At 70.7% G+C, this 20,928-nt stretch carries 18 protein-coding genes; 7 read left to right on the top strand and 11 right to left on the bottom strand.

Annotated features, from left to right (window positions below):
- Window positions 1-122 precede the first annotated feature (122 nt).
- The 4 genes from IG99_RS01090 (at window position 123) to IG99_RS01075 (ending at window position 5,254) form a co-directional block, all read left to right on the top strand.
- Window positions 123-701, top strand: coding sequence for a TerD family protein (locus IG99_RS01090; RefSeq protein ID WP_037668620.1), 579 nt, complete (start codon window positions 123-125; stop codon window positions 699-701).
- Between the two features lie 52 nt (window positions 702-753).
- Window positions 754-2,733, top strand: a complete 1,980-nt coding sequence (locus IG99_RS01085; protein ID WP_037668618.1) for a TerD family protein — start codon at window positions 754-756, stop codon at window positions 2,731-2,733.
- Window positions 2,734-3,020: 287 nt separating this feature from the next.
- Window positions 3,021-4,022: a TerC family protein gene (locus IG99_RS01080; protein ID WP_037668617.1), complete on the top strand. Its 1,002-nt coding sequence runs from the start codon at window positions 3,021-3,023 to the stop codon at window positions 4,020-4,022.
- Between the two features lie 131 nt (window positions 4,023-4,153).
- Window positions 4,154-5,254: a calcium:cation antiporter gene (locus IG99_RS01075; protein ID WP_037668616.1), complete on the top strand. Its 1,101-nt coding sequence runs from the start codon at window positions 4,154-4,156 to the stop codon at window positions 5,252-5,254.
- Here IG99_RS01075 and IG99_RS01070 read toward each other — a convergent pair.
- The gene (locus IG99_RS01070; RefSeq protein ID WP_199815429.1) at window positions 5,244-6,560 is read right to left on the bottom strand and encodes an MFS transporter; all 1,317 of its coding nucleotides are present in this window, start codon (window positions 6,558-6,560) and stop codon (window positions 5,244-5,246) included. The two genes, IG99_RS01075 and IG99_RS01070, sit on opposite strands and share 11 nt — an antisense overlap.
- 62 nt (window positions 6,561-6,622) lie before the next feature.
- Window positions 6,623-7,669 carry a S66 family peptidase gene (locus IG99_RS01065; protein ID WP_037668613.1) on the bottom strand — a complete coding sequence of 349 codons (1,047 nt, stop codon included), beginning with the start codon at window positions 7,667-7,669 and terminating at the stop codon, window positions 6,623-6,625.
- An 85-nt stretch (window positions 7,670-7,754) separates the two neighbouring features.
- Between IG99_RS01065 and aroQ the strand changes: the two genes are divergently transcribed.
- Window positions 7,755-8,228, top strand: a complete 474-nt coding sequence (aroQ, locus tag IG99_RS01060) for a type II 3-dehydroquinate dehydratase (protein WP_037668609.1) — start codon at window positions 7,755-7,757, stop codon at window positions 8,226-8,228.
- Window positions 8,229-8,253: 25 nt separating this feature from the next.
- Here the strand turns inward: aroQ and IG99_RS01055 are convergent, their stop codons facing one another.
- The 5 genes from IG99_RS01055 to IG99_RS01035 all read right to left on the bottom strand — a co-directional run bounded on the left by IG99_RS01055 (window position 8,254) and on the right by IG99_RS01035 (window position 12,470).
- A complete protein-coding gene (locus tag IG99_RS01055; RefSeq protein WP_037669549.1) occupies window positions 8,254-8,982 on the bottom strand; it encodes an amino acid ABC transporter ATP-binding protein in 729 nt (242 codons plus the stop codon).
- A 20-nt stretch (window positions 8,983-9,002) separates the two neighbouring features.
- Window positions 9,003-9,941, bottom strand: coding sequence for an amino acid ABC transporter permease (locus IG99_RS01050; protein ID WP_037668606.1), 939 nt, complete (start codon window positions 9,939-9,941; stop codon window positions 9,003-9,005).
- Window positions 9,938-10,822 carry an ABC transporter substrate-binding protein gene (locus tag IG99_RS01045; RefSeq protein ID WP_037668603.1) on the bottom strand — a complete coding sequence of 295 codons (885 nt, stop codon included), beginning with the start codon at window positions 10,820-10,822 and terminating at the stop codon, window positions 9,938-9,940. Before IG99_RS01045 ends, IG99_RS01050 begins: the two co-directional genes overlap by 4 nt.
- Window positions 10,823-11,116: 294 nt before the next feature.
- Window positions 11,117-11,773, bottom strand: coding sequence for an MBL fold metallo-hydrolase (locus IG99_RS01040; RefSeq protein ID WP_037669547.1), 657 nt, complete (start codon window positions 11,771-11,773; stop codon window positions 11,117-11,119).
- Between the two features lie 10 nt (window positions 11,774-11,783).
- Entirely contained in the window at window positions 11,784-12,470 is a 687-nt protein-coding gene (locus tag IG99_RS01035) for a maleylpyruvate isomerase family mycothiol-dependent enzyme (RefSeq protein WP_037668602.1), read from the bottom strand.
- Between the two features lie 224 nt (window positions 12,471-12,694).
- On the opposite strand from IG99_RS01035, the gene uvrA reads away from it, so the two are divergent.
- Window positions 12,695-15,751 carry an excinuclease ABC subunit UvrA gene (gene uvrA / locus IG99_RS01030; protein ID WP_037669545.1) on the top strand — a complete coding sequence of 1,019 codons (3,057 nt, stop codon included), beginning with the start codon at window positions 12,695-12,697 and terminating at the stop codon, window positions 15,749-15,751.
- Between the two features lie 84 nt (window positions 15,752-15,835).
- Here uvrA and IG99_RS01025 read toward each other — a convergent pair whose 3' ends face one another.
- Complete coding sequence (locus tag IG99_RS01025) at window positions 15,836-16,408, bottom strand: YceI family protein (RefSeq protein ID WP_037668600.1); 573 nt, start codon at window positions 16,406-16,408, stop codon at window positions 15,836-15,838.
- 100 nt (window positions 16,409-16,508) lie between these two features.
- On the opposite strand from IG99_RS01025, the gene IG99_RS01020 reads away from it, so the two are divergent.
- Window positions 16,509-17,363 (top strand): helix-turn-helix domain-containing protein, encoded by an 855-nt coding sequence (locus IG99_RS01020; protein WP_037668596.1) that lies wholly within the window; start codon window positions 16,509-16,511, stop codon window positions 17,361-17,363.
- Window positions 17,364-17,563: 200 nt separating this feature from the next.
- Here IG99_RS01020 and IG99_RS01015 read toward each other — a convergent pair whose 3' ends face one another.
- From IG99_RS01015 to IG99_RS01005, 3 genes are all read right to left on the bottom strand, one after another.
- Window positions 17,564-18,475: a carbohydrate kinase family protein gene (locus IG99_RS01015; protein WP_037668594.1), complete on the bottom strand. Its 912-nt coding sequence runs from the start codon at window positions 18,473-18,475 to the stop codon at window positions 17,564-17,566.
- The gene (locus IG99_RS01010; protein ID WP_037668592.1) at window positions 18,472-19,539 is read right to left on the bottom strand and encodes a LacI family DNA-binding transcriptional regulator; all 1,068 of its coding nucleotides are present in this window, start codon (window positions 19,537-19,539) and stop codon (window positions 18,472-18,474) included. The genes IG99_RS01015 and IG99_RS01010 overlap by 4 nt, the downstream gene beginning before the upstream one ends.
- Window positions 19,540-19,671: 132 nt before the next feature.
- A complete protein-coding gene (locus IG99_RS01005) occupies window positions 19,672-20,619 on the bottom strand; it encodes a hypothetical protein (RefSeq protein WP_037668589.1) in 948 nt (315 codons plus the stop codon).
- Window positions 20,620-20,928 lie beyond the last annotated feature (309 nt).

Here is a 20,928-nt window from a genome sequence, read left to right as displayed (position 1 = left end):
TGTGTTGCAAGACCGACACAAAGTGCGGGCCTGGGTACGGCACGCTCGGCCCACCTGCGTAATGTTCGGGTCAACCGCGGGTTCCGCGGCAACAGGGGACAGTCCGAGAGGGGAATCAGCGCGTGACCGTCAACATGACCAAGGGTCAGGCCATCAGTCTGCAGAAGAACGACGGGGGCAGCCTGACCGCGGTGCGCATGGGTCTCGGCTGGCAGGCGGCTCCGCGACGCGGCCTGTTCGGCTCGCGTACGCGGGAGATCGACCTCGACGCCTCGGCCGTCCTGTTCGCCGACAAGCAGCCCGTGGACGTCGTCTTCTTCCGCCATCTCGTGAGTGACGACGGCTCCGTGCGCCACACGGGCGACAATCTCGTCGGCGGTGTCGGCCAGGGTGGCGACGACGAGGCGATCCTCGTCGACCTCCAGCGCATCCCGGTCCACATCGACCAGATCGTCTTCACCGTGAACTCCTTCACCGGCCAGAGCTTCCAGGAAGTGCAGAACGCGTTCTGCCGCCTGGTCGACGAGACCAACGGCCAGGAACTCGCCCGGTACACGCTCGCGGGCGGTGGCGCCTACACGGCCCAGATCATGGCGAAGGTGCACCGGACGGGCCCGGGCTGGACGATGACGGCCCTCGGTACCCCGGCCAACGGTCGCACCTTCCAGGACCTGATGCCGGCGATCCTGCCGCACCTGTAGGACGCCGGCGAGCGGCACACGACACCACAACGACACAGGGGGACGACAGGCGATGACGGCCGAGCTGGTGCGGGGGCAGAACCACCCGCTCTCCCAGGCCCGCCTCGAGATCCGGGTCTCGGCCGGCACGCCCGTCGTGGCCGGCGCCACGCTCGGCGACGAGCAGGGCAAGGTCCACGGCGTCGAGTGGGTGGCGCACCCCGGCGCGCCCACCCAGCCCGGCCTCGAGGTCTCCCGGCAGGCGGCAGCCGACCACCGGCTCGCGGTGGACCTGGACGCAGTGCCGGAAGCCGTCCACCGTGTCACCGTGCTGCTCGCCCTGCCCACCGGCGTCGGCGGGCCGGTCAGCTTCGGAGCGGTCGCCGCCCCGTTCCTCGTGATCACCGCACTGGACGGCACCGAGGTCGCCAGTTACACCATCACCGGCCTGGACGCCGAGTCGGCGGTCGTCGCGCTGGAGCTCTACCGTCGGCAGGGCGCCTGGAAGGTGCGCGCCGTCGGCCAGGGCTACGCCGGCGGCCTCGCCGCGCTCTTCGCCGACCAGGGCCTGCAGCAGGCCCGGCAGCTGGCGGGCAGCATCAACGAAGCGGTCGCCCAGGGCGTGGCCCGCTCGGTCGCGGCACCCCCGTCACGGACGGCGGACGGCGACCGCTCCCGACAGACGGCCGCACCGGCGCTCGGCCCGGACCAGGGCGGTTCGCCCTACGCGACCCAGGGCCAGAACACCGCCGGATCCCAGGCCGGTTACCCCGGCGGGCCGACCCCCTCGGACTCCTCCACCACCGGCCAGCCGGCCACGCCCACCGTCGGCGGCCCCGTCGACTACAGTCACCCCCGCCGTCAGAACTCGGCTCCGCCGCCCCCGCCCTCCGCACCCCCGGCCCAGCCCGGGCAGCCGGCCCGGCCCGTCGCCGGTGACGCGACCGGCTGGACCATGGAGGAGCGGCTCTACAACCAGGTGTGGGGCATGTTCGAGGACCTGGCCCGCACCACCGCCGCCTACCGCAGCGCGGTCGACTTCGCCGAATCCCGTATGGAGAAGGAGCTCGACCAGGTCCTGTCCGACCCGCGCAGCCGGATCGGCGGACAGGGTGACGCCGCCCGCGAGGCGGCCCGCGCCAAGTACGCGCAGCTCGTCGACCAGGCCCGGCAGGTCCTGGACCGGGACATCGCCCAGCTCGTCGCCGAGGCCGAGGTCGTCGAACCCGCGCTGCCGCCCGCCTATGCCGGCTGGGACAACCCCGTCTGGCACGGCTACCGCGTCCCGATGGAGATGCCCATGGCCCTGCGCCTCGGCGAGCTCCATCTGCCAGAGGCCGAGCCGCTGCGCATCCCGATGCTGGTCCGGTTGCCGTTGGAGCGCGGGCTGTGGATCGACAGCGGGCGGACCGGCTCGTCCGACGGCGCGTTCACCGACTCCCACGACCTGCGCCGCCTGGCCATGGAAACGGCCGTGGCGCACGTCGCGCGGCTGCTCGCGGCCCATCCTGCCGGCGAGTTCACCGTGCACGTCGCCGATCCGGCCGGTTCGGCGGCGCAGACGCTGGTGCCGCTGGTGCAGTCCGGTGTCCTCGCCGGCCCGCCCGCCGTCGGTGCCGCCGGGGTGGCGGACGTCCTCGCCCGGCTCACCCAGCGCGTCGACCTGGTGCAGATGGCGGTGCGGGGCGGCGCGGCCGACTCACTGCCGCCCGGCTTCGACACCTCCCAGCAGCTGCTGGTCGTCAACGACTTCCCCCACGGCTTCGACGACCGCGCCGTGACCCAGCTCCGCTACCTCGCCGACGAGGGGCCGGCCGTCGGTGTCCATCTGATGATGGTGGCCGACCGCGAGGACGCCGCCGGTTACGGTCCGTTGCTGGATCCGCTGTGGCGCTCGCTGCTGCGGCTCACCCCGGTCGCCGACGACCACCTCGCCGACCCGTGGGTGGGGCACACCTGGACCTACGAGCCCTCGCTCGTGCCGCCGGGCAGCCAGGTCCTCCAGCACGTCCTCACGCAGGTCGCCACGGCCCGCGGCTCCTGGAACCGCTGACGCCCGACCGCGCCTCCCTCAAGCACTCGTAAAGCGTTCTGACCAGGCAGTTTGGAACTTCTTTTACCAATCACTTTACCGTTCCTTGGTGATTGAGGTACTGTTTTCCATACGGAGGGGAGTACTCCCTGTCTGTGCGGCGTACCCGTCAATACGGATCAGGCCAGATCCCGGGGCGTCGGCCCGTGGACCTCCGGCGCGTCCAGCGCCCGGGAGTCCGGGGTGGAAGAGACCTCCGGCAGCGCGACGACGCTGATTACCTGCCGTTACGTATTGCCGGAGGCGCAATGGACGTTTCAGTGACCCTGTGGGTCCTTACCATCGTGGGCCTTGCCGCCCTCATCGCGGTCGACTTCTTCATCGGCCGCAAGCCGCACGACGTCTCGATCAAGGAAGCCGGTATCTGGACGGTCGTCTGGATCGTGCTGGCCGGTCTCTTCGGACTGGGCCTGATGATCTTCGCCGGCGGCCAGCCCGCCGGCGAGTTCTTCGCGGGCTTCATCACCGAGAAGTCCCTGAGCGTCGACAACCTTTTCGTCTTCGTCCTGATCATGGCGAAGTTCGCGGTCCCGTCGCAGTACCAGCAGCGTGTCCTGCTCATCGGTGTCCTCATAGCCCTGGTCCTGCGGGCCATCTTCATCGCCGCGGGCGCCGCGATCCTCGCCAGCTTCTCGTGGGTGTTCTACCTCTTCGGTGCCTTCCTCATCTGGACCGCCTGGAAGCTCATCCAGGAGGCCCGGGCCGACGAGGACGACGAGGACTGGGAGGAGAACAAGCTGCTCAAGGCCGCCGAGCGCAGGTTCGGCGTCGCCGACCGCTACCACGGCACCAAGCTGTGGATCCAGCAGAACGGCAAGCGGGTCATGACCCCGATGCTGGTCGTGATGCTCGCGATCGGCACCACCGATGTCCTGTTCGCGCTCGACTCGATCCCCGCGATCTTCGGCCTCACCCAGGACCCCTACATCGTGTTCACGGCCAACGCCTTCGCGCTGATGGGACTCAGGCAGCTGTACTTCCTCATCGGCGGCCTGCTCAGGAAGCTGGTCCACCTCTCCTACGGCCTGTCGATCATCCTGGGCTTCATCGGCGTCAAGCTGGTGCTGCACGCGCTGCACGAGTCCGGGGTCCACGTCCCGGAGATCAGCATCCCCGTCTCGCTCGGTGTGATCTGCGCGGTCCTGATCGTCACCACGATCACCAGCCTCAGGGCCTCCAAGAAGCAGGCAGCGGCCGAGGCGGCGCAGTCGGGGAGCGAAGGCGCCCCGAAGGACAGCGTCGACGTCTGAGCAGCGGCAGCCGCCGCAAGGGTCGCCCCGGGAAGGGTCCGGCAGCTCGTCTGCCGGACCCCTCGCGTCGGGACGGACCGTACCTACGCACCGGACATGCGGGGCCCCTGCGCCTCTGCGACGCTCACAGCATGCGCGCTCGGCTCAGGTCGCTCACGACCCGGTGGACGTCCGTCGTGCCGGTGCTCGCGGTGGTTCTGCTGGCCCTCACATGGGGCCGTGACCTGCCGGTGGCGATCGTCGCGCTGGTGACCCTGGTCCTCGCCGGTGCCGTCCTGGCCGCCGTGCACCACGCGGAGGTGGTCGCCCACCGGGTCGGTGAGCCCTTCGGTTCCCTGGTGCTCGCCGTCGCCGTCACCATCATCGAGGTCGCCCTGATCGTCACCCTGATGGTGGACGGCGGCGACAAGAGCTCGACCCTCGCACGGGACACGGTCTTCGCGGCCGTGATGATCGCCTGCAACGGCATCGTCGGCCTGTGCCTCCTCGTCGCCTCCCTCCGGCACGGAACGGCCGTCTTCAACCCCGAGGGCACCGGCGCGGCCCTCGCGACCGTCGCCACACTGGCCACGCTCAGCCTGGTGCTGCCGACGTTCACCACATCCAAGCCGGGCCCGGAGTTCTCCACCGTCCAGCTCACCTTCGCCGCACTGTCCTCACTGGTCCTCTACAGCCTGTTCGTCGCCACCCAGACGGTCCGGCACCGCGACTACTTCCTGCCGATCACCCGGGAGGGGGAACTGATCACCGCTCTCGATCACGCCGGCGCGCCGACGGCCCGCATCGCCCTGATCAGTCTCGGGATGCTGGGCCTGGCCCTGATCGGAGTGGTGGGGCTCGCCAAGGGCGTCTCACCCACGATCGAGTCCGGCGTGGCGGCGGCGGGGCTGCCGCAAGCCGTCGTGGGCGTGATCATCGCGCTGCTGGTGCTGCTCCCCGAGACCATCGCCGCGCTGCGCTCGGCCCGCCGCGACCGGGTGCAGACCAGCCTCAACCTGGCGCTCGGGTCGGCGATGGCCAGCATCGGCCTCACCATCCCCGCGGTCGCCCTGGCATCGGTCTGGCTCTCCGGCCCGCTCGTCCTCGGTCTCGGCGCCACCCATATGGTGCTGCTCGCCCTCACCGTGGTCGTCAGCTCGCTGACGGTCGTGCCGGGCCGGGCCACACCGCTCCAGGGCGGCGTCCATCTGGTGCTGTTCGCGGCGTACCTGGAGCTGGCCGTCAACCCGTAGCCGCCGCCCTCGCCTCCGTCTCCGGCAGCACCGGAACCGGTCGGGTCTCCGGCAGCAGCGCGAAGCACCCCAGGCTGAGCAGGGCGACGCCCGTCAGATACGCCCCCACACCCCAGGGCACCCGGCCGCCCTGTTCCGCCAGCGCCGTGGCGACGATCGGGGTGAGCGCCCCGCCGATGACCCCGCCGAGGTTGTAGCCGACGGCGGCACCCGTGCACCGCACCCGGGCCTCGTACAGCTCCGGCAGATAGGCGGCGATCACCGCGAACATCGTGACGAACGCGACCATCGCACCGAGGAACCCGAGGAACATCAGCAGCGGCTGCGCCGTCGACACGAGCGCGACCATCGGGAACATCCACAGGGCCGCGCCGGCACACCCCGCCAGGCACAGCGGCCGGCGCCCGACGCGATCGCCGAGGACCGCCACGACAGGCGTGAGCGCCCCCTTCACCACCACCGCCGCCATGATGCAGGCCAGCGTGACCGGCCGACTCATCCCGAGCCGCTCGGTCGCGTAGGAGAGGGACCATGTCGTCACGGCGTAGAAGACCGCGTATCCGACCGCCAGTGCCCCCGCGGTCAGCAGGACGAGTCGCCAGTGATGGCGCGCGACCTCGACGAGCGGCACGCGCGCGGGCTTCTCGATCTCCAGAAAGCGCGGGCTCTCGACCAGCGACGAACGCAGCCACAGCCCCGCCACGGCCAGCACGCCCGCCGCCCAGAACGGCACCCGCCACCCCCACTGCGCGAACTGCGCGTCGGTCAATGTGGCGCTCAGTGCCAGCACCACCCCGTTGGCGAGCACGAACCCGACGGCCGGGCCGACCTGCGGGAAGCTCGACCACAGCCCACGCCGCTCCGGGGGAGCGTGCTCGGCGGTCAGCAGCACCGCGCCGCCCCACTCCCCGCCGAGCCCGAGGCCCTGCACGAACCGCAGCACGAGCAGCAGCACAGGGGCGGCCACCCCGATCGCCTCGTACGTCGGCAGACACCCGACCGCGACCGTCGACCCGCCGGTCAGCAGGAGCGAGCCGACGAGGACCGGCCGGCGCCCGTGCCGGTCACCGATGTGCCCGAACAGCACCGACCCCAGCGGCCGGGCCACGAACCCCACACCGAACGTCCCGAAGGCGGCCAGCGTCCCAGCGACCGGCGAGAAGGTCGGGAAGAACAGCGGACCCAGGATCAGGGCGGCCGCGGTCCCGTAGACGAAGAAGTCGTAGAACTCGATGGCCGTCCCGGCGAGCGAGGCGGCCGCGAGCCGCAGCATGGAAGGTGTCCTTACGGCGCGTACATCGTGCATGCCGCGTCAACTACCCACGGTGACGGCGGGTTACGGGGGCGTGCGGAGGCGCGCCGTCCTCGTCAGTACGTGACGGTGATGCGCCGGGCGGGCCCGTCGACGCGGACGATGCCCCCGTAGGGGATCACGAGCTGCGGATCGGTGTGGCCGAAGTCCACGTCGAAGACGATCGTGGTGTCGGGGGCGTAGGCACGCATGGCGCGAAGAACGGCGTCGCGCTGCTCGGCAGCGTAACGAGCGGCCTCCTCCGGGGTGTTGGGGCGCTCGAAGGACCACGTCTTCGCCCGGCCCATGAGCAGCGCGGAGAAACGCTGGAGCAGCCCGCGCTCGCCCATGTTCCGCATGGTGCGGAAGACCTCCTCGGCGCTCGGCATCTCCTCGGACGTCTCCAGGAGCAGCACTCCGCCGTCGTACTCGGAAAGGTCGCGCGCGATCTCCCGGTCGGCCATCAGCAGCCAGCCGAGGATTTCTAGACAGCCGCCCCAGCTGCGGCCCTCCACGACCCGGTCGGCGTTCTTCCAGGTCCATCCGTTGCCGGGCCGGGTCTCCGGCTCCGCGTCGAAGGTGGCCGGGTCGGCCCAGTCGCGGTTGACGTCGTTCCATCGCTCGGCGGGCGTCAATTCGTACTCGCCCGACGTGAACAGTGCTGCCCGGAGCGACCGCTCCGTCAGCGGATCCATGGCGCCCGGGCGGCCCAGCGCGGTCATCACGGTGGCGCCGTGGTAGCCGACGATTCCGGTGTTACGCAGGAAGGCCAGCAGGTTGGTGTTGTCGCTCATCCCGAAGAACGGTTTCGGGTTCGCCCGGATCAACTCCCGGTCCAGGAACGGCAGCACGGTGATCTGGTCGTCGCCGCCGATCGAGGCCATGACCGCCTTGACGTCCGGATCCGCGAAGGCGGCGTGGATGTCGTCGGCCCGCTCCTGTGGCGTCGAGCCCATCCTGCGGGTGGTCGGGTACTCGACCGGTTCGAGCTCGTAGTCCTCGCGCAGCCGCTCCAGGCCCAGTTCGAAGGGGCGCGGGAACAGGCCGGGCAGACCGGCGCCGGGCGAGACGACGGCCATGCGATCGCCGGGGGAGGGCTTGGGCGGGTACGAGATCATGGTCATGGCGGGAGGGTACGGCCGGTCCCGCGGCGGCGCATCGTGATAAACCGGGGTCAGAGCAGCCTGCCTTCACCGGACCGGAGGAACCGTGCCCCGCACCCTGGCCAACGCCCCGATCATGATCCTCAACGGCCCCAACCTGAACCTCCTCGGGCAGCGCCAGCCGGAGATCTACGGCTCGGACACGCTCGCCGACGTCGAGGCGCTGTGTGCGAAGGCGGCGGCCGCGCACGGCGGCACGGTCGACTTCCGGCAGTCCAACCACGAAGGTGAGCTGGTGGACTGGATCCACGAGGCACGGCTGAACCACTGCGGGATCGTCATCAACCCCGGCGCATACTCGCACACATCGGTCGCGATCCTGGACGCGCTCAACACCTGCGACGGCCTGCCGGTGCTGGAGGTGCACATCTCCAACATCCACAAGCGCGAGTCGTTCCGGCACCACTCGTACGTCTCGTTGCGCGCCGACGGCGTCATCGCGGGCTGTGGCGTGCAAGGGTACGTGTTCGGCGTGGAGCGGGTCGCGGCGCTGGCGGGGGCGGCGCAGGCAGACGCGTAACCCCCGACGACCAGGCGCACGGTCCTTACAGTCGCCGCGCCTCCACGATCCGCCGTAGAAAGCGCTGCGTACGCTCCCGCTGCGGGTCGCCGAACACCTGCTCGGCCGTGCCGTGCTCCAGCACCACCCCTCCGTCCAGGAAACAGACCTGGTCGGCGATCTCCCGTGCGAAGCCCATCTCATGCGTGGCGAGCACCATGGTCATGCCGTCGCCCTTCAGGTCGCGGACCACGGTGAGGACCTCGCCCACGAGCTCCGGATCGAGGGCGGCGGTGATCTCGTCGAGCAGCAGCAGCCGGGGGCGTACGGCCAGGGCGCGCACAATCGCCACGCGTTGCTGCTGTCCGCCGCTGAGCCGGTCCGGGTACTCGTCGGCCTTTCCGGCAAGCCCGAGCCGCTCCAGCAGCTCGCGCGCGCGTGCCTCGGCCTCCGCGCGGGCGACGCCGTGCACACGGCGCGGGGCGAGCGTGATGTTCTCCAGGACGGTCATGTGCGGGAAGAGGTTGTACGCCTGGAACACCACGCCGATACGGCGCCGTATCGCGTCCTGGTCCACGCGCGGGTCGGTGATCTCCTCGCCGTCCAGCCAGATCGCGCCGTCGTCGATGTCCTCGAGAAGGTTGGCGCACCTGAGCAACGTCGACTTGCCGGAGCCGGAGGCGCCGATCAGCGCGGTCACCGTGTGCGGGGCGACCTCCAGGTCGACGTCCTCCAGGACGACGGAGCCGCCGAAGGTCTTGCGGACGGACTCCATGCGCAGCACGGGCGCGTCGTTCACAGTGATCCTCCCTGGGCCCGCTGGCGGTCCATTCTGGCCGTCACCCAGTCGGTGAAGCGGGTCATCGGGATGGTCAACGCCACGAAGACCAGGCCCGCGACGATGTACGGCGTGTAGTTCAGACTGCGGCCGACGATGATGTCGGCCGCGCGTACGGCGTCCACCGCGCCGCCGATCGACACGAGCCCGGTGTCCTTCTGGAGCGACACCAGGTCGTTGAGCAGCGGTGGCACCTGACGGCGCACCGCCTGGGGCAGGACGACGTACCGCAGCGCCTGCCGGTTGGTGAGGCCGAGCGAGCGGGCGGCGGCGCGCTGCGAGGGGTGCACGGACTCGATGCCGGCGCGGAACACCTCGGCGACGTAGGCGGAGTACGTCAGCGTGAGCGCCGTTCCGCCCAGCAGGACCGGGTCGACGGTGACGCCCTGGAGCCGCAGTGCCGGGACGCCCAGGACCACGATCATCAGGTTGATGATCAGCGGGAGGCCGCGGAAGAAGTCGGTGTACGCGGCGGCCAGCACCCGCAGGGGGAAGAACACGGGGCCGCGCAGCGTCCGGGCGATCGCGATCAGCATGCCGAGGACCAGCACCGCGGCGCCGCAGATCAACAGCAGACGGACGTTCAGCCACAGTCCGTCGAGGACCTTCGGGAGCGCCTCGCGCGCGTACTGCGCGCTGAAGAACGTCTCCTTGGTGCGCGGCCAGCCGGGCGCGTTGACGACGACCAGGTAGAGGACGACGCCCGTGACGAGGGTCGAGAGCGCGGCGATCGCCGTGGCGCGGCGGGCGCGGACGCGCTTGTACCGCTCGCGTTCCCGCCGCCGTTGCGAGGGCACGTAACCGTCACCGGCTCCCGGAACGGTGCCCGCGCCTCCGGACCTGTCACCCTTGTCGTCCGCGCCCTCCGGCCCGGACTCGTCCTTGGTGACCGTCACTTGAGCACCGGCGCGTCGACCGCGTCCGAGAGCCACTGCTTCTCGAGGCCGGCGAGCGTGCCCTTCTTCCGCAGGGCGTCCACGGCTTCCGTGACGCAGGAGGTGAGCGCGCTGCCCTTGTCGAGCACGAGCCCGAACTGCTCCGGGGTACCGCCCTTGTTCTCGAACTGACCGACGATCTTCGCGTCGGTCACCTCGGCGCCGGTGATGTAGAACGCGGTCGGCAGATCGGTCACGATGGCGTCTACCTGTCCGTTCTTCAGGGCCGACTTGGCCTGGTCGTTCCTGGCGTACACGGCCGCCGCCTGCTTCGGCTTCACCACGTCGTCGATGTAGTCGAGGCTGGTGGTACCGACCTGGGCGCCGAGCTTGACGTCCTTCAGGTCCGCGATACCCGTCGCCTTCGCGGCCTTGGAGTTCTTCAGCGCGACGACGGCCTGGCGCACGTCGTAGTAGCCGGAGGAGAAGTCCACGGCCTTCTTGCGTTCGTCGCTGATCGACACCTGGTTGATGTCGAAGTCGAAGGTCTTCTCACCGGGCGCGAACGCCTTGTTGAAGGGGACGCTCTGCCACACGACGGCGCCCTTGTCGTAGCCGAGCTGCTCGGCCACGGCGTAGGCGACCGCCGACTCGTAGCCCTCGCCGTTGGCGGGCTTGCCGTCCTTGAACCACGGTTCGTACGCCGGCTCGTCGGTGGCGATCGTCAGTTTGCCGGAAGTCTCGGTGGCCAGCTTGCCCTTGGCGCAGGCCTTCCCGGCCGCGGAGGACGGCGTGCCGGCCGCTTTCTCCTCCGGCTGCGGAGCACAGCCGACGGCGGTGGCGAGGAGGGCTACGGTGGCCGCGGCGAGGGAGCGGCGCAGAACACGAGGGGCGAGGCGCATGGCGGGAGAGTGGCAGCGAAAACGATGTTTGTCGAGGTCACACCCCCACAAGTCCGCATAGTGGGAACGAGTGTTGCGTTCTCGTGAACACGTCCGGATGTGCCTGGGCCGCCGGTCGAGGGCGGGGATCGGTGGACCGACGGCCCATACCGCTCAGGAGCCGTCATCCTGCGCGGGGCTAAGACCAGTTGACCGCGCAACCATCTACGCCGGGAGCGCGCGCGGGGCACAGGTGTGTGTGCGCGATTCACACGGGGCGCGCGTTCAGTGACGCGCGCCCCCAGTGGGGGGCCTTCACCACCCGCGCGCGTGCCACTTTGGCAGGTGCGGCCGTTCCGTGCCGAGCGTGGTGTCGTTGCCGTGTCCCGGGTAGACCCAGGTCTCGTCCGGGAGAGCGTCGAAGATCTTCGTCTCGACGTCGTGGATCAGGCTGGCGAACGCCTTCGGATCCTTACGGGTGTTGCCCACACCTCCCGGGAAGAGGCAGTCCCCCGTGAACACATGAGGGTGCCCGTGCGGGTCGTCGTAGACGAGCGCGATCGAGCCCGGCGTGTGGCCGACGAGATGGCGCGCGGTGAGTTCCACCTGCCCCACCCGGATGACGTCGCCGTCGTCCACGAGGACGTCGGTCGGCACGGGGATGCCGTCGGCGTCGTCCCGGCCGGCGTACGTCCGGGCGCCCGTGGCCGCCACGACCTCCGCGAGTGCCTGCCAGTGGTCGCCGTGCTGGTGGGTCGTCACGACCGACGCGATGCCGTCGTCGCCGATCATGCCGATCAGCGTGTCGGCCTCGTTGGCCGCGTCGATCAGCAGTTGCTCGTCCGTGGCCCGGCAGCGCAGCAGGTAGGCGTTGTTGTTCATCGGACCGACCGCGATCTTGCTGATCATCAGGTCCTTGAGCTCGTGCACGTCCGCCGGGCCGCCGACCGTCACCTCACCGCTGTACGTCATGGCGGCCAGCCTATAGCGGGGGCAGGGCCGGGAGCGGCCCACCGTCGACCGTCAGGGCGGCCCCGGCGCGGCGGCCGGAGAGCCAGCCGAGCAGCTCGGCACGGGTGCCCGTGACGGTGACGGCGGGCTCGCCCGCATTCCGGCCCGTGTGCCACGCGCGTGTGCCGTCCGTGAGGTGCGTGGGCGGCACGTCGGGGTGCCCGGAGAACCGCTTCGCCAGGAAGTCGATCTCACGCTCGGTGAACTCCGTCGGCAGATCCTCCAGCTCGTAGCCGAGCCTCAGGTCCACGTGGTGCAGCTCGACCTCGACCCAGCGTCGGAACGGCACCCGGGACGCGGAGTCGGTGACGCCGTTGCGAAGAGTCACGGTGCGTGACCAGTCGGCGGGCTCGGCTCCCGCCTCCTGGAAGCGGCCCGCGCTCTCGCGCAGGTCCGTGAGCTGGATCTCCAGCGGACGTGGCGCGTCCCGTTCGATGTCGTCGGTGCGAGCCTCGGCGGAGGCATACATGGGCCGGCCGGCGAGTACGTTCACGAGGGCGTCCGCGTTGCGGGCCAGGTGGGCCAGGACGTGGCCACGGCTCCAGTCGGGCAGGCGTGACGGTTCGGCCACAGACGCGTTGTCCAGTTTGGCGACTGCGGTGAGCAGCCGCTCCGTCGCGTCACGTACAGACGCCAGGTCATGCGCGTGATCAATCATGGTGCTGACCCTAGCCCGGCCACCCCTTCGGGTGAAGGCGGCCGAGTCGGTCCCGCAAATCGAATGCACGTGCTATATGGTCAGTGGCGGCGTCGGGCATGCTGGATGGTCGGGGATTGTTGTCACTCGGTGAATCCGACCGGCGTTGTCAGTGGCTCCCCCTAGTCTGAGAAAGGACGGGGGCCCCGCCCCTGTCACTTCTCTCAAGAAAGGTGCGGACCGGCGTGGCCGACCGTCTCATCGTCCGTGGCGCGCGCGAGCACAACCTCAGGAATGTCTCGCTCGACCTGCCCCGGGACTCGCTCATCGTCTTCACGGGCCTGTCCGGTTCGGGCAAGTCCTCCCTGGCCTTCGACACCATCTTCGCCGAGGGCCAGCGGCGCTACGTGGAGTCGCTCTCCTCGTACGCCCGCCAGTTCCTCGGCCAGATGGACAAGCCGGATGTCGACTTCATCGAAGGCCTCTCCCCGGCGGTCTCCATCGACCAGAAGTCGACCTCGCGCAACCCGCGCTCCACAGTCGGTACGATCACCGAGGTCTACGACTACCTCCGGCTGCTCTTCGCGCGCATCGGCAAGCCGCACTGCCCGGAGTGCGGCCGTCCGATCTCGCGCCAGTCGCCGCAGGCCATCGTCGACCGGGTCCTGGAGCTGCCTGAGGGGAGCCGCTTCCAGGTGCTGTCGCCGCTCGTGCGCGAGCGCAAGGGCGAGTTCGTCGACCTCTTCGCCGACCTTCAGACCAAGGGCTACAGCCGCGCGCGGGTCGACGGCGAGACGATCCAGCTCTCCAACCCGCCCACGCTGAAGAAGCAGGAGAAGCACACCATCGAGGTGGTCGTCGACCGCCTCACGGTGAAGGACTCCGCCAAGCGCCGCCTCACCGACTCCGTCGAGACCGCCCTCGGCCTGTCCGGCGGCATGGTCGTGCTCGACTTCGTCGACCTCCCCGAGGACGACCCCGAGCGCGAGCGCATGTACTCGGAGCACCTGTACTGCCCGTACGACGACCTGTCCTTCGAGGAGCTGGAGCCCCGGTCCTTCTCCTTCAACTCGCCCTTCGGCGCCTGCCCCGAGTGCACCGGTATCGGCACGCGCATGGAGGTCGACCCCGAACTGATCGTCCCCGACGAGGACAAGTCCCTCGACGAGGGCGCCATCCACCCCTGGTCGCACGGCCACACCAAGGACTACTTCGGCCGTCTCATCGGTGCCCTCGCGGACGCCCTGGGGTTCCGGACCGACATCCCCTTCGCCGGCCTGCCCCAGCGCGCCAAGAAGGCCCTCCTCCACGGACACCGGACGCAGATCGAGGTCCGCTACCGCAACCGGTACGGGCGCGAGCGGGTCTACACCACCCCCTTCGAGGGCGCGGTGCCCTTCGTCAAGCGCCGGCACAGCGAGGCCGAGAGCGACGCCAGTCGGGAGCGCTTCGAGGGCTACATGCGCGAGGTGCCCTGCCCCACCTGTGAGGGCACTCGCCTCAAGCCGATCGTCCTCGCGGTCACCATCATGGAGAAGTCGATCGCCGAGGTCTCCGCGATGTCCATCAGCGACTGCGCGGGCTTCCTGGGCGAGCTGAAGCTCAACGCCCGCGACAAGAAGATCGCCGAGCGTGTGCTCAAGGAGGTAAACGAGCGGCTGCGGTTCCTGGTCGACGTCGGCCTCGACTACCTCTCGCTCAACCGCGCGGCCGGCACGCTCTCCGGCGGCGAGGCCCAGCGCATCCGCCTGGCCACCCAGATCGGCTCCGGACTCGTCGGCGTCCTGTACGTCCTCGACGAGCCGTCCATCGGTCTGCACCAGCGCGACAACCACCGGCTGATCGAGACCCTCGTCCGGCTGCGCGACATGGGCAACACGCTCATCGTCGTCGAGCACGACGAGGACACCATCAAGGTCGCCGACTGGATCGTCGACATCGGTCCCGGCGCCGGTGAGCACGGCGGCAAGGTGGTGCACAGCGGCTCCTTCAAGGAGCTGCTCGCCAACGCCGAGTCGCAGACCGGCCAGTACCTCTCCGGCAGGAAGTCCATCCCGCTGCCCGACATCCGCCGCCCGCTCGACCCCTCACGCCGGCTCACGGTGCACGGCGCCCGGGAGAACAACCTCCAGGACATCGACGTGTCCTTCCCGCTGGGCGTGTTCACCGCGGTCACCGGCGTGTCCGGATCCGGCAAGTCGACGCTGGTCAACGACATCCTGTACACGCACCTGGCCCGCGAGCTGAACGGCGCGAGGAACGTGCCGGGGCGGCACACCCGCGTGGACGGCGACGACCTCGTCGACAAGGTCGTGCACGTCGACCAGTCGCCCATCGGCCGCACCCCGCGCTCGAACCCGGCGACGTACACCGGCGTCTTCGACCACGTCCGCAAGCTGTTCGCCGAGACCACCGAGGCGAAGGTCCGCGGCTACATGCCCGGCCGGTTCTCCTTCAACGTCAAGGGCGGCCGCTGCGAGAACTGCGCGGGCGACGGCACGATCAAGATCGAGATGAACTTCCTCCCGGACGTGTACGTCCCGTGCGAGGTCTGCCACGGCGCCCGCTACAACCGGGAGACCCTGGAGGTCCACTACAAGGGCAAGTCCATCGCCGACGTCCTGAACATGCCGATCGAGGAGGCCATGGACTTCTTCGAGGCCGTCCCGTCGATCGCCCGCCACCTGAAGACCCTGAACGACGTCGGTCTCGGCTACGTCCGGCTCGGCCAGTCCGCGACCACCCTGTCCGGCGGTGAGGCACAGCGCGTCAAGCTCGCCAGCGAGCTGCAGCGCCGCTCCACCGGGCGCACGGTCTACGTCCTGGACGAGCCGACCACCGGTCTGCACTTCGAGGACATCAGCAAGCTGCTCCGGGTCCTGGGCGGCCTGGTCGACAAGGGCAACACGGTCATCGTCATCGAACACAACCTCGACGTGATCAAGACCGCCGACTGGGTCGTCGACATGGGCCCCGAGGGGGGCGCCGGCGGTGGCCTCGTCATCGCCGAGGGAACCCCCGAACAGGTCGCCGGGGTCCCGACCAGCCACACCGGCAAGTTCCTGCGCGAGATTCTGGCGCCGGAGAAGATCAGCGACGCGGCACCGGTCAAGGTACCGCGGAGCAGGGCGGCCGCGAAGACGGTCGCCGCCAAGTCCCCGGCGAAGAAGACGGCCACCGCCAAGACCACGCGGACCGCCGACAACACGGCCACGAAGAAGGCCGTACCCGCGAAGAAGGCCGCCGGCGCCACGAAGAAGGCCGTACCCGCGAAGAAGACCACGCGGACCCGCGAGGCCTGACGCTCATGGGTCACAAGACCCGACACATGCACAAAAATGCGGCGCCCCGCGGGAAATCCCCGCGGGGCGCCGTCCGTTCACCGGTCAGCCGCCCTGTCCCCGCGGCTCGACGAACTGCATGTCCAACTGAACCTTGACAACATCACCGAGGAAACCGGCCCCGAAGTCCAGCCCGAAGTCGCTGCGCCGGATCTCACCCGTCGCCTCGAAACCGGCGTGCCTCCTCTGATCAACGGGGGAGTCCACGACACCGCCGAACTCGACGTCGAACGTCACCGGGCGGGTCACGTCCCCGATGGTCAGATCCCCCTCCATCGACCAGTCCTCCCCCTCCCCGGACACCCGTGTCGAGCGGAACACCATCGTCGGGCGCTTCTCCACGTCGAGCAGGTCGGCGGAGCGGGTGTGCGCGTCACGGTCCGCGTTGCCCGTGTCGAGCGAGGCCAGAGCCACCTCGGCGCTCACCCGCACCTCGTCGGCCGTCCCCCCGACGTACAACTCGGCCTTCACGTCCCGGAAGGTGCCGCGCACCTTGGCGATGCCGAGGTGACGGATGGTGAAGTTGACGGCCGAGTGCAGGGGATCGAGCTCCCAGTCACCGGGAGACAGCGGCAGAGTGGTGAGGGCGAACGTGTCGGAGGAGTTGTCCTGAGTCATGCCGCCACCTTCGCGGGATCCGCGCGGCCTAGGGAGACCGCGCCGATGGTGGTAGTGAGAGGGCCACCCTCCGAGGCGGCACTCGCGATACGTTCGACCGGTGAGCGACAACGAGTTGGGCACCTTCCTGCGCGCCCGCCGCGAGGCCGTCACCCCCGCCGAGGCGGGCCTGCCCGCGGGCCCCCGCCGCCGCACACCCGGCCTGCGCCGCTCCGAGCTGGCCACGCTCGCCGGCATCAGCGTCGAGTACCTCACCCGCCTGGAACAGGGCCGCGACCGCAACCCCTCGCCCCAGGTGCTCGGCGCCCTGGCGGACGCGCTGCGCCTCCGCGTACCGGAACGGCTCCTGCTGCGCCGCCTGGCCAAGGAACACGGCGCCGACAAGATGCTCTGCGCGGCGGTGGTCCCCCCGATCCTCACCGTGCGCGCGACCGTACGCGCGCTTCTCGACCGTCTGGAGCCCACACCGGCCGCCCTGCTCAACTGGATCGGGGACATCGTGGCGTACACCTCGGGCTACGAGCGGCTGGCCCGCCCGCTGGGGCTGCTCGACGGGCACCCGCCCAATGTCGTGCGGTACCTGTTCACCGACGAGCGGGCCCGCGCGGTGTATCCGGGCTGGGAGCGGCTCGCGGACGAGCAGATCGCCCATCTGCGGCACGAGGCACCCTTGCACGCCCCGAGCGTCGTCGCCCTGGTCGACGAGATGACGGTCACCGCGGGCGCCCCGTTCACCGAGCGGCTCGGCGCCGTACCGGCCATGCCGCTGCGCAACGGGACCGAGGTCGTCGAGCATCCCGAGGTGGGCCGGCTGCGCCTGTCGTACGAGACGCTCGCGCTGCCGGACGACGGCCAGCGTCTCACGGCCTACCTCCCGGCCGACGAGCCCACGGCCACCGCGCTCGACCGCCTGAGCGGCCGCACCCCGGGATCACTACGAGCGGTGAGCGGCTGACGCCTGGGGGCCCCGAGGGCTGCGGCTCATGCGGGTCCCCCTCGGGGCGCCCCGAGGGCTGCGGCTCACGCCCGTCCCTGAGGACCCCACGGCTGACCCCAGGTGGGCCGGCCTCACCTGCGGCGCGGCTGGCCGCGGGGCCCCTCAGCCGGGTCACCTCAGGCGGCGCGGCTGACCGCCGGGTCACCCCGAGGGGTGGGCTACACCTCGCCCACCTCGGCCGCGTACGGCGGCTCCGCGCCCGGGCGGGAGCAGGTGATCGCCGCCGCGCGGGCCGCGTAGCGCAGCAGCCGGGTCCAGCTGTGGGCGCCCAGCTCGGCGAGGGCCGCAGGGGAGAGGGCGTCGTGGGTGGACAGGCCGTGCAGCAGGGCCGCGTTCACGGTGTCGCCGGCACCGATGGTGTCCACGACGTCGACCTTCTCGCCCGGCACCGAGTGCTCGGCGCCGTCCCTGGTGAAGACGGTCAGTCCGTCGCCGCCCCGGGTGACGACGACGGCTGAGGGGCCCGAGGTGAGCCACTCCTGTGGGGTGCCGCCCAGCCACCGTGCGTCCTCCTCGGACAGCTTCAGCAGCGACACCGACGGCAGCCAGCTCTTGAACCGGGCCCGGTAGGCGTCCGCGTCCGGGATCAGCCCCTGCCGGATGTTCGGGTCGAGTGCGGTGAACAGGCCCTGCGCGGCCGCCGTCCTCATCAGCTCCTCGTACGCGCTCGCGCCCGGCTCCAGGACGAGCGAGCAGGTGCCGAAGGACACCGCGCGCGTCCCGGCGGGGAGCCGCGCGGGGGCCGCGAACAGGCGGTCGGCGGTGCCGTCGACGTAGAACGAGTAGGCGGCCGAGCCGGTCCCATCGAGCGTCGCGACGGCGAGGGTGGTCGGTTCCGTGCCGCGCTGCACGGCGGACACGTCGACGCCGGCCTGCCGTAGCCCGTCGAGCAGGGCCTCGCCGAACGCGTCGAGGGACGTGCGGGAGCAGAAGGCGGTGGGGGAGCCGAGGCGGCCGAGGGCGACGGCGGTGTTGTAGGGGCCGCCGCCGAGCGCCGGCCGCAGGGTCGCGAGGGCGCCCGCACCCTGCGGTACGAGGTCGATCAGGGCCTCACCGGCGACGACGATCACGAGGTGGTTCCTCTCTCGGGCAACGGGAGCGTGTGGGGCCGCGCGGGCCGCTCGGGGCAGCCGCACGAGGTGCGGTGGACGAAGGCGCAGGGGAGCCGCTCGGTCCGGGTGGGCCGGTCCGGCGTGGCGAGGCGGTCCAGGAGCACCTGGACGGCCCGGGCGCCGATGTCCCTGCTGGGCTGGGCGATGGCGGTGAGTCGGGGCGCGAACAGGTCCGCCCAGGCGAAGTCGTCGAAGCAGCACAGGGCGATGTCGTCGGGCACCGACACGCCGCGCTCCCGCAGGGCGCGCAGGGCGCCGATGGTCATCGCGTTGTTGCCGGTGACGAGTGCCGTGGGCGGGGCCGCGAGGGAGAGCAGGTTTGCCGTGGCCCGTTCGGCGCCTGCTGTCGCGGAGTCGCCGTGGACCAGGAGCCTCTCGTCGAAGGGGAGCCCGGCTGAGGCGAGGCCCTGGCGGTAACCGGCGATGCGTTCGCTGGTGGTGCTGAGTCCGGGCAGGCCCGCGACCAGCGCGATCCGCCGGTGGCCGCGCTCGGCGAGGTGGGCGACCAGCCGGGTCATGGGCTCGGCGTTCTCGGCGCAGACCTGGTCGAAGCGGGAGGTGACGTCCGCCGGGTCCTCGATGAGGCGGTCGAGGAAGACGGCGGGTACGTCATGCCGAGTGAGGTAGGCGAGGAGGCCGCGCGGGTCGGCGGAGGGCGCGATGATCATGCCGTCCACACGTCGCTCGTGCAGCAGCTGGACCACCTTGCGCTCGTGCTCCGGGTCGTCGTGCGGGTCGGCGATGAGCAGGCTGTAGCCGTGTTCCAGGGCGCCGGCCTCGACGCCCTGGAGGATCTCCGTGAAGTACGGGTTGCTGATCGCCGAGACCGCGAGCCCGATGGAGTGGGTGCGGGAGGTCACCAGCGAGCGGGCGAGGGTGTTGGGCGTGTAGCCGAGCTCGTCGATGGCGTCGAGGACGGCCTGTCGGGTGTGGGGGAGCACGGGACGGGTGTCGTTCAGGACGTGCGAAACGGTGGCCACGGAGACCCCGGCGCACCGAGCGACGTCGGCCATGGTGGGCATCGCGCGTCCTTCCCTCGGCTTCCACGTCCGGCCGGGAAGTTATCCCATCGAAGGGGGGCGCGTAAACGCTTGCGCAAACGTTTACGTCACATGGTGAAGGTCAGCGAGGCTCGACCACGGTCCGTCGTGGGCTCACTCCCAGTCCCAGCCGATGCCCACCATGCCCGACCGCACCCGGGGCTCGACGAGGTGCACCGAGTGGTGGCGGTCGCTGAGCGCGAGTTCCTGACGGCCGCTGCGCGGGGCCGCCGCCGAGTGCTGGGTGAACCGGTGGCAGCGCACCGGCAGCGCGTCCTCGTCGAACCGGACCTGGAGGGCGTACTGGCCGCCCGCGAGTCCGAAGCCGCGGACGTACTCGTGGCAGACTCCGGCCGTGCCGTCCTCGATGTCGTAGCGGAAGAGGAACGTGTCGCCGGCGCGCAGCCGGAGGTCGAAGAGCAGCTCTGCCACCAGCACGCCGGTGTCGTGGTGCCAACGGACCCGGCCGGTGCGGCAGTTCTCCAGGGCGCGTACCGTCATGCGTTCAGGTGTGCACCCCGGGTCGCCGTGGTGGACGGCGACGAAGCGGTCGACGCCGTCGCGGTGGGCGCGCACGATGTGGTGGGACTCGCGCCCCAGCAGCTCACGGCGCGTGCCGACGCGTACCCGCTCGTGGTGGCCCAGGGTGTGCAGCCCGCCGTCGAGCGGTGCCTCCAGCTCGGCCAGCAGCCGTTCCAGCACGCCGGAGGCCTCCACGAAGGAGCGGTAGGAGCGGCCCGCAGGGCGCCCGGCCGTGGCGACTCCGTCGGTGTCGGCGAGCAGCCGGATCAGGGACTCCTCCGGCAGTTTCAGGATCTCCTCCAGCGCCCGTACGGCCCGTAGCGACTCGGGGCGCTGCGGGCGGCGGGCGCCCTGCTGCCAGTAACTCAGGCTCGTCACGCCCACTTTCACGCCGTGGCGCGAGAGGTGGTGCTGCACGCGCTGCAACGGCAGTCCGCGCGCGGCGATCGCGGCGCGCAGGGCGACGTGGAAGGGGCCGCCGCGCAGGGCCGTGTCCAGTTCCGCGGCGACGACGTCCGCGTGCTGTGTGGCGTGCTGCATGCAGGGGCCTTTCTGTGAAAGAAGCACAACGGCTGGTCAGACCGTTCACAAGGGTGGTCGGGGCCGCCCCGCCAGCGCCGGGGCGTCCGCACACGCGTACGCCGCCCTTCAGGGCCCCGAGTTCCCCCGCATTGAAGCGTGTTGACCAAGTCCCGACAACACCTGACGCCCAACGGCCGCGTACTCCTGGCCGGGACTCGACGCCCGGCGCCCGACCGGACCGCGGACAACGCGGGGTGTTCCACACTCCCGTGGGCAGGACAGTCACCTGTTCGGCCGCCACCGGCGTCGTCCACAGGCCCGTCGGAG

The sequence above is a fragment of the Streptomyces griseus subsp. griseus genome, assembly GCF_000720255.1.
GTDB lineage: Bacteria > Actinomycetota > Actinomycetes > Streptomycetales > Streptomycetaceae > Streptomyces > Streptomyces griseus_I.
Note: the sequence above shows the minus strand (reverse complement) of the source record. Positions and strands in the feature narration are given on the sequence as shown.

Coding starts and splice junctions, on each gene's coding strand:
- IG99_RS01085 (WP_037668618.1), top strand. CDS start 754: ATGACGGCCGAGCTGGTGCGGGGGCAGAACCACCCGCTCTCCCAGGCC.
- IG99_RS01080 (WP_037668617.1), top strand. CDS start 3,021: ATGGACGTTTCAGTGACCCTGTGGGTCCTTACCATCGTGGGCCTTGCC.
- IG99_RS01075 (WP_037668616.1), top strand. CDS start 4,154: ATGCGCGCTCGGCTCAGGTCGCTCACGACCCGGTGGACGTCCGTCGTG.
- IG99_RS01070 (WP_199815429.1), bottom strand. CDS start 6,560: ATGCACGATGTACGCGCCGTAAGGACACCTTCCATGCTGCGGCTCGCG.
- IG99_RS01065 (WP_037668613.1), bottom strand. CDS start 7,669: ATGACCATGATCTCGTACCCGCCCAAGCCCTCCCCCGGCGATCGCATG.
- IG99_RS01055 (WP_037669549.1), bottom strand. CDS start 8,982: ATGGAGTCCGTCCGCAAGACCTTCGGCGGCTCCGTCGTCCTGGAGGAC.
- IG99_RS01045 (WP_037668603.1), bottom strand. CDS start 10,822: ATGCGCCTCGCCCCTCGTGTTCTGCGCCGCTCCCTCGCCGCGGCCACC.
- IG99_RS01040 (WP_037669547.1), bottom strand. CDS start 11,773: ATGACGTACAGCGGTGAGGTGACGGTCGGCGGCCCGGCGGACGTGCAC.
- IG99_RS01035 (WP_037668602.1), bottom strand. CDS start 12,470: ATGATTGATCACGCGCATGACCTGGCGTCTGTACGTGACGCGACGGAG.
- IG99_RS01025 (WP_037668600.1), bottom strand. CDS start 16,408: ATGACTCAGGACAACTCCTCCGACACGTTCGCCCTCACCACTCTGCCG.
- IG99_RS01010 (WP_037668592.1), bottom strand. CDS start 19,539: ATGCCCACCATGGCCGACGTCGCTCGGTGCGCCGGGGTCTCCGTGGCC.
- IG99_RS01005 (WP_037668589.1), bottom strand. CDS start 20,619: ATGCAGCACGCCACACAGCACGCGGACGTCGTCGCCGCGGAACTGGAC.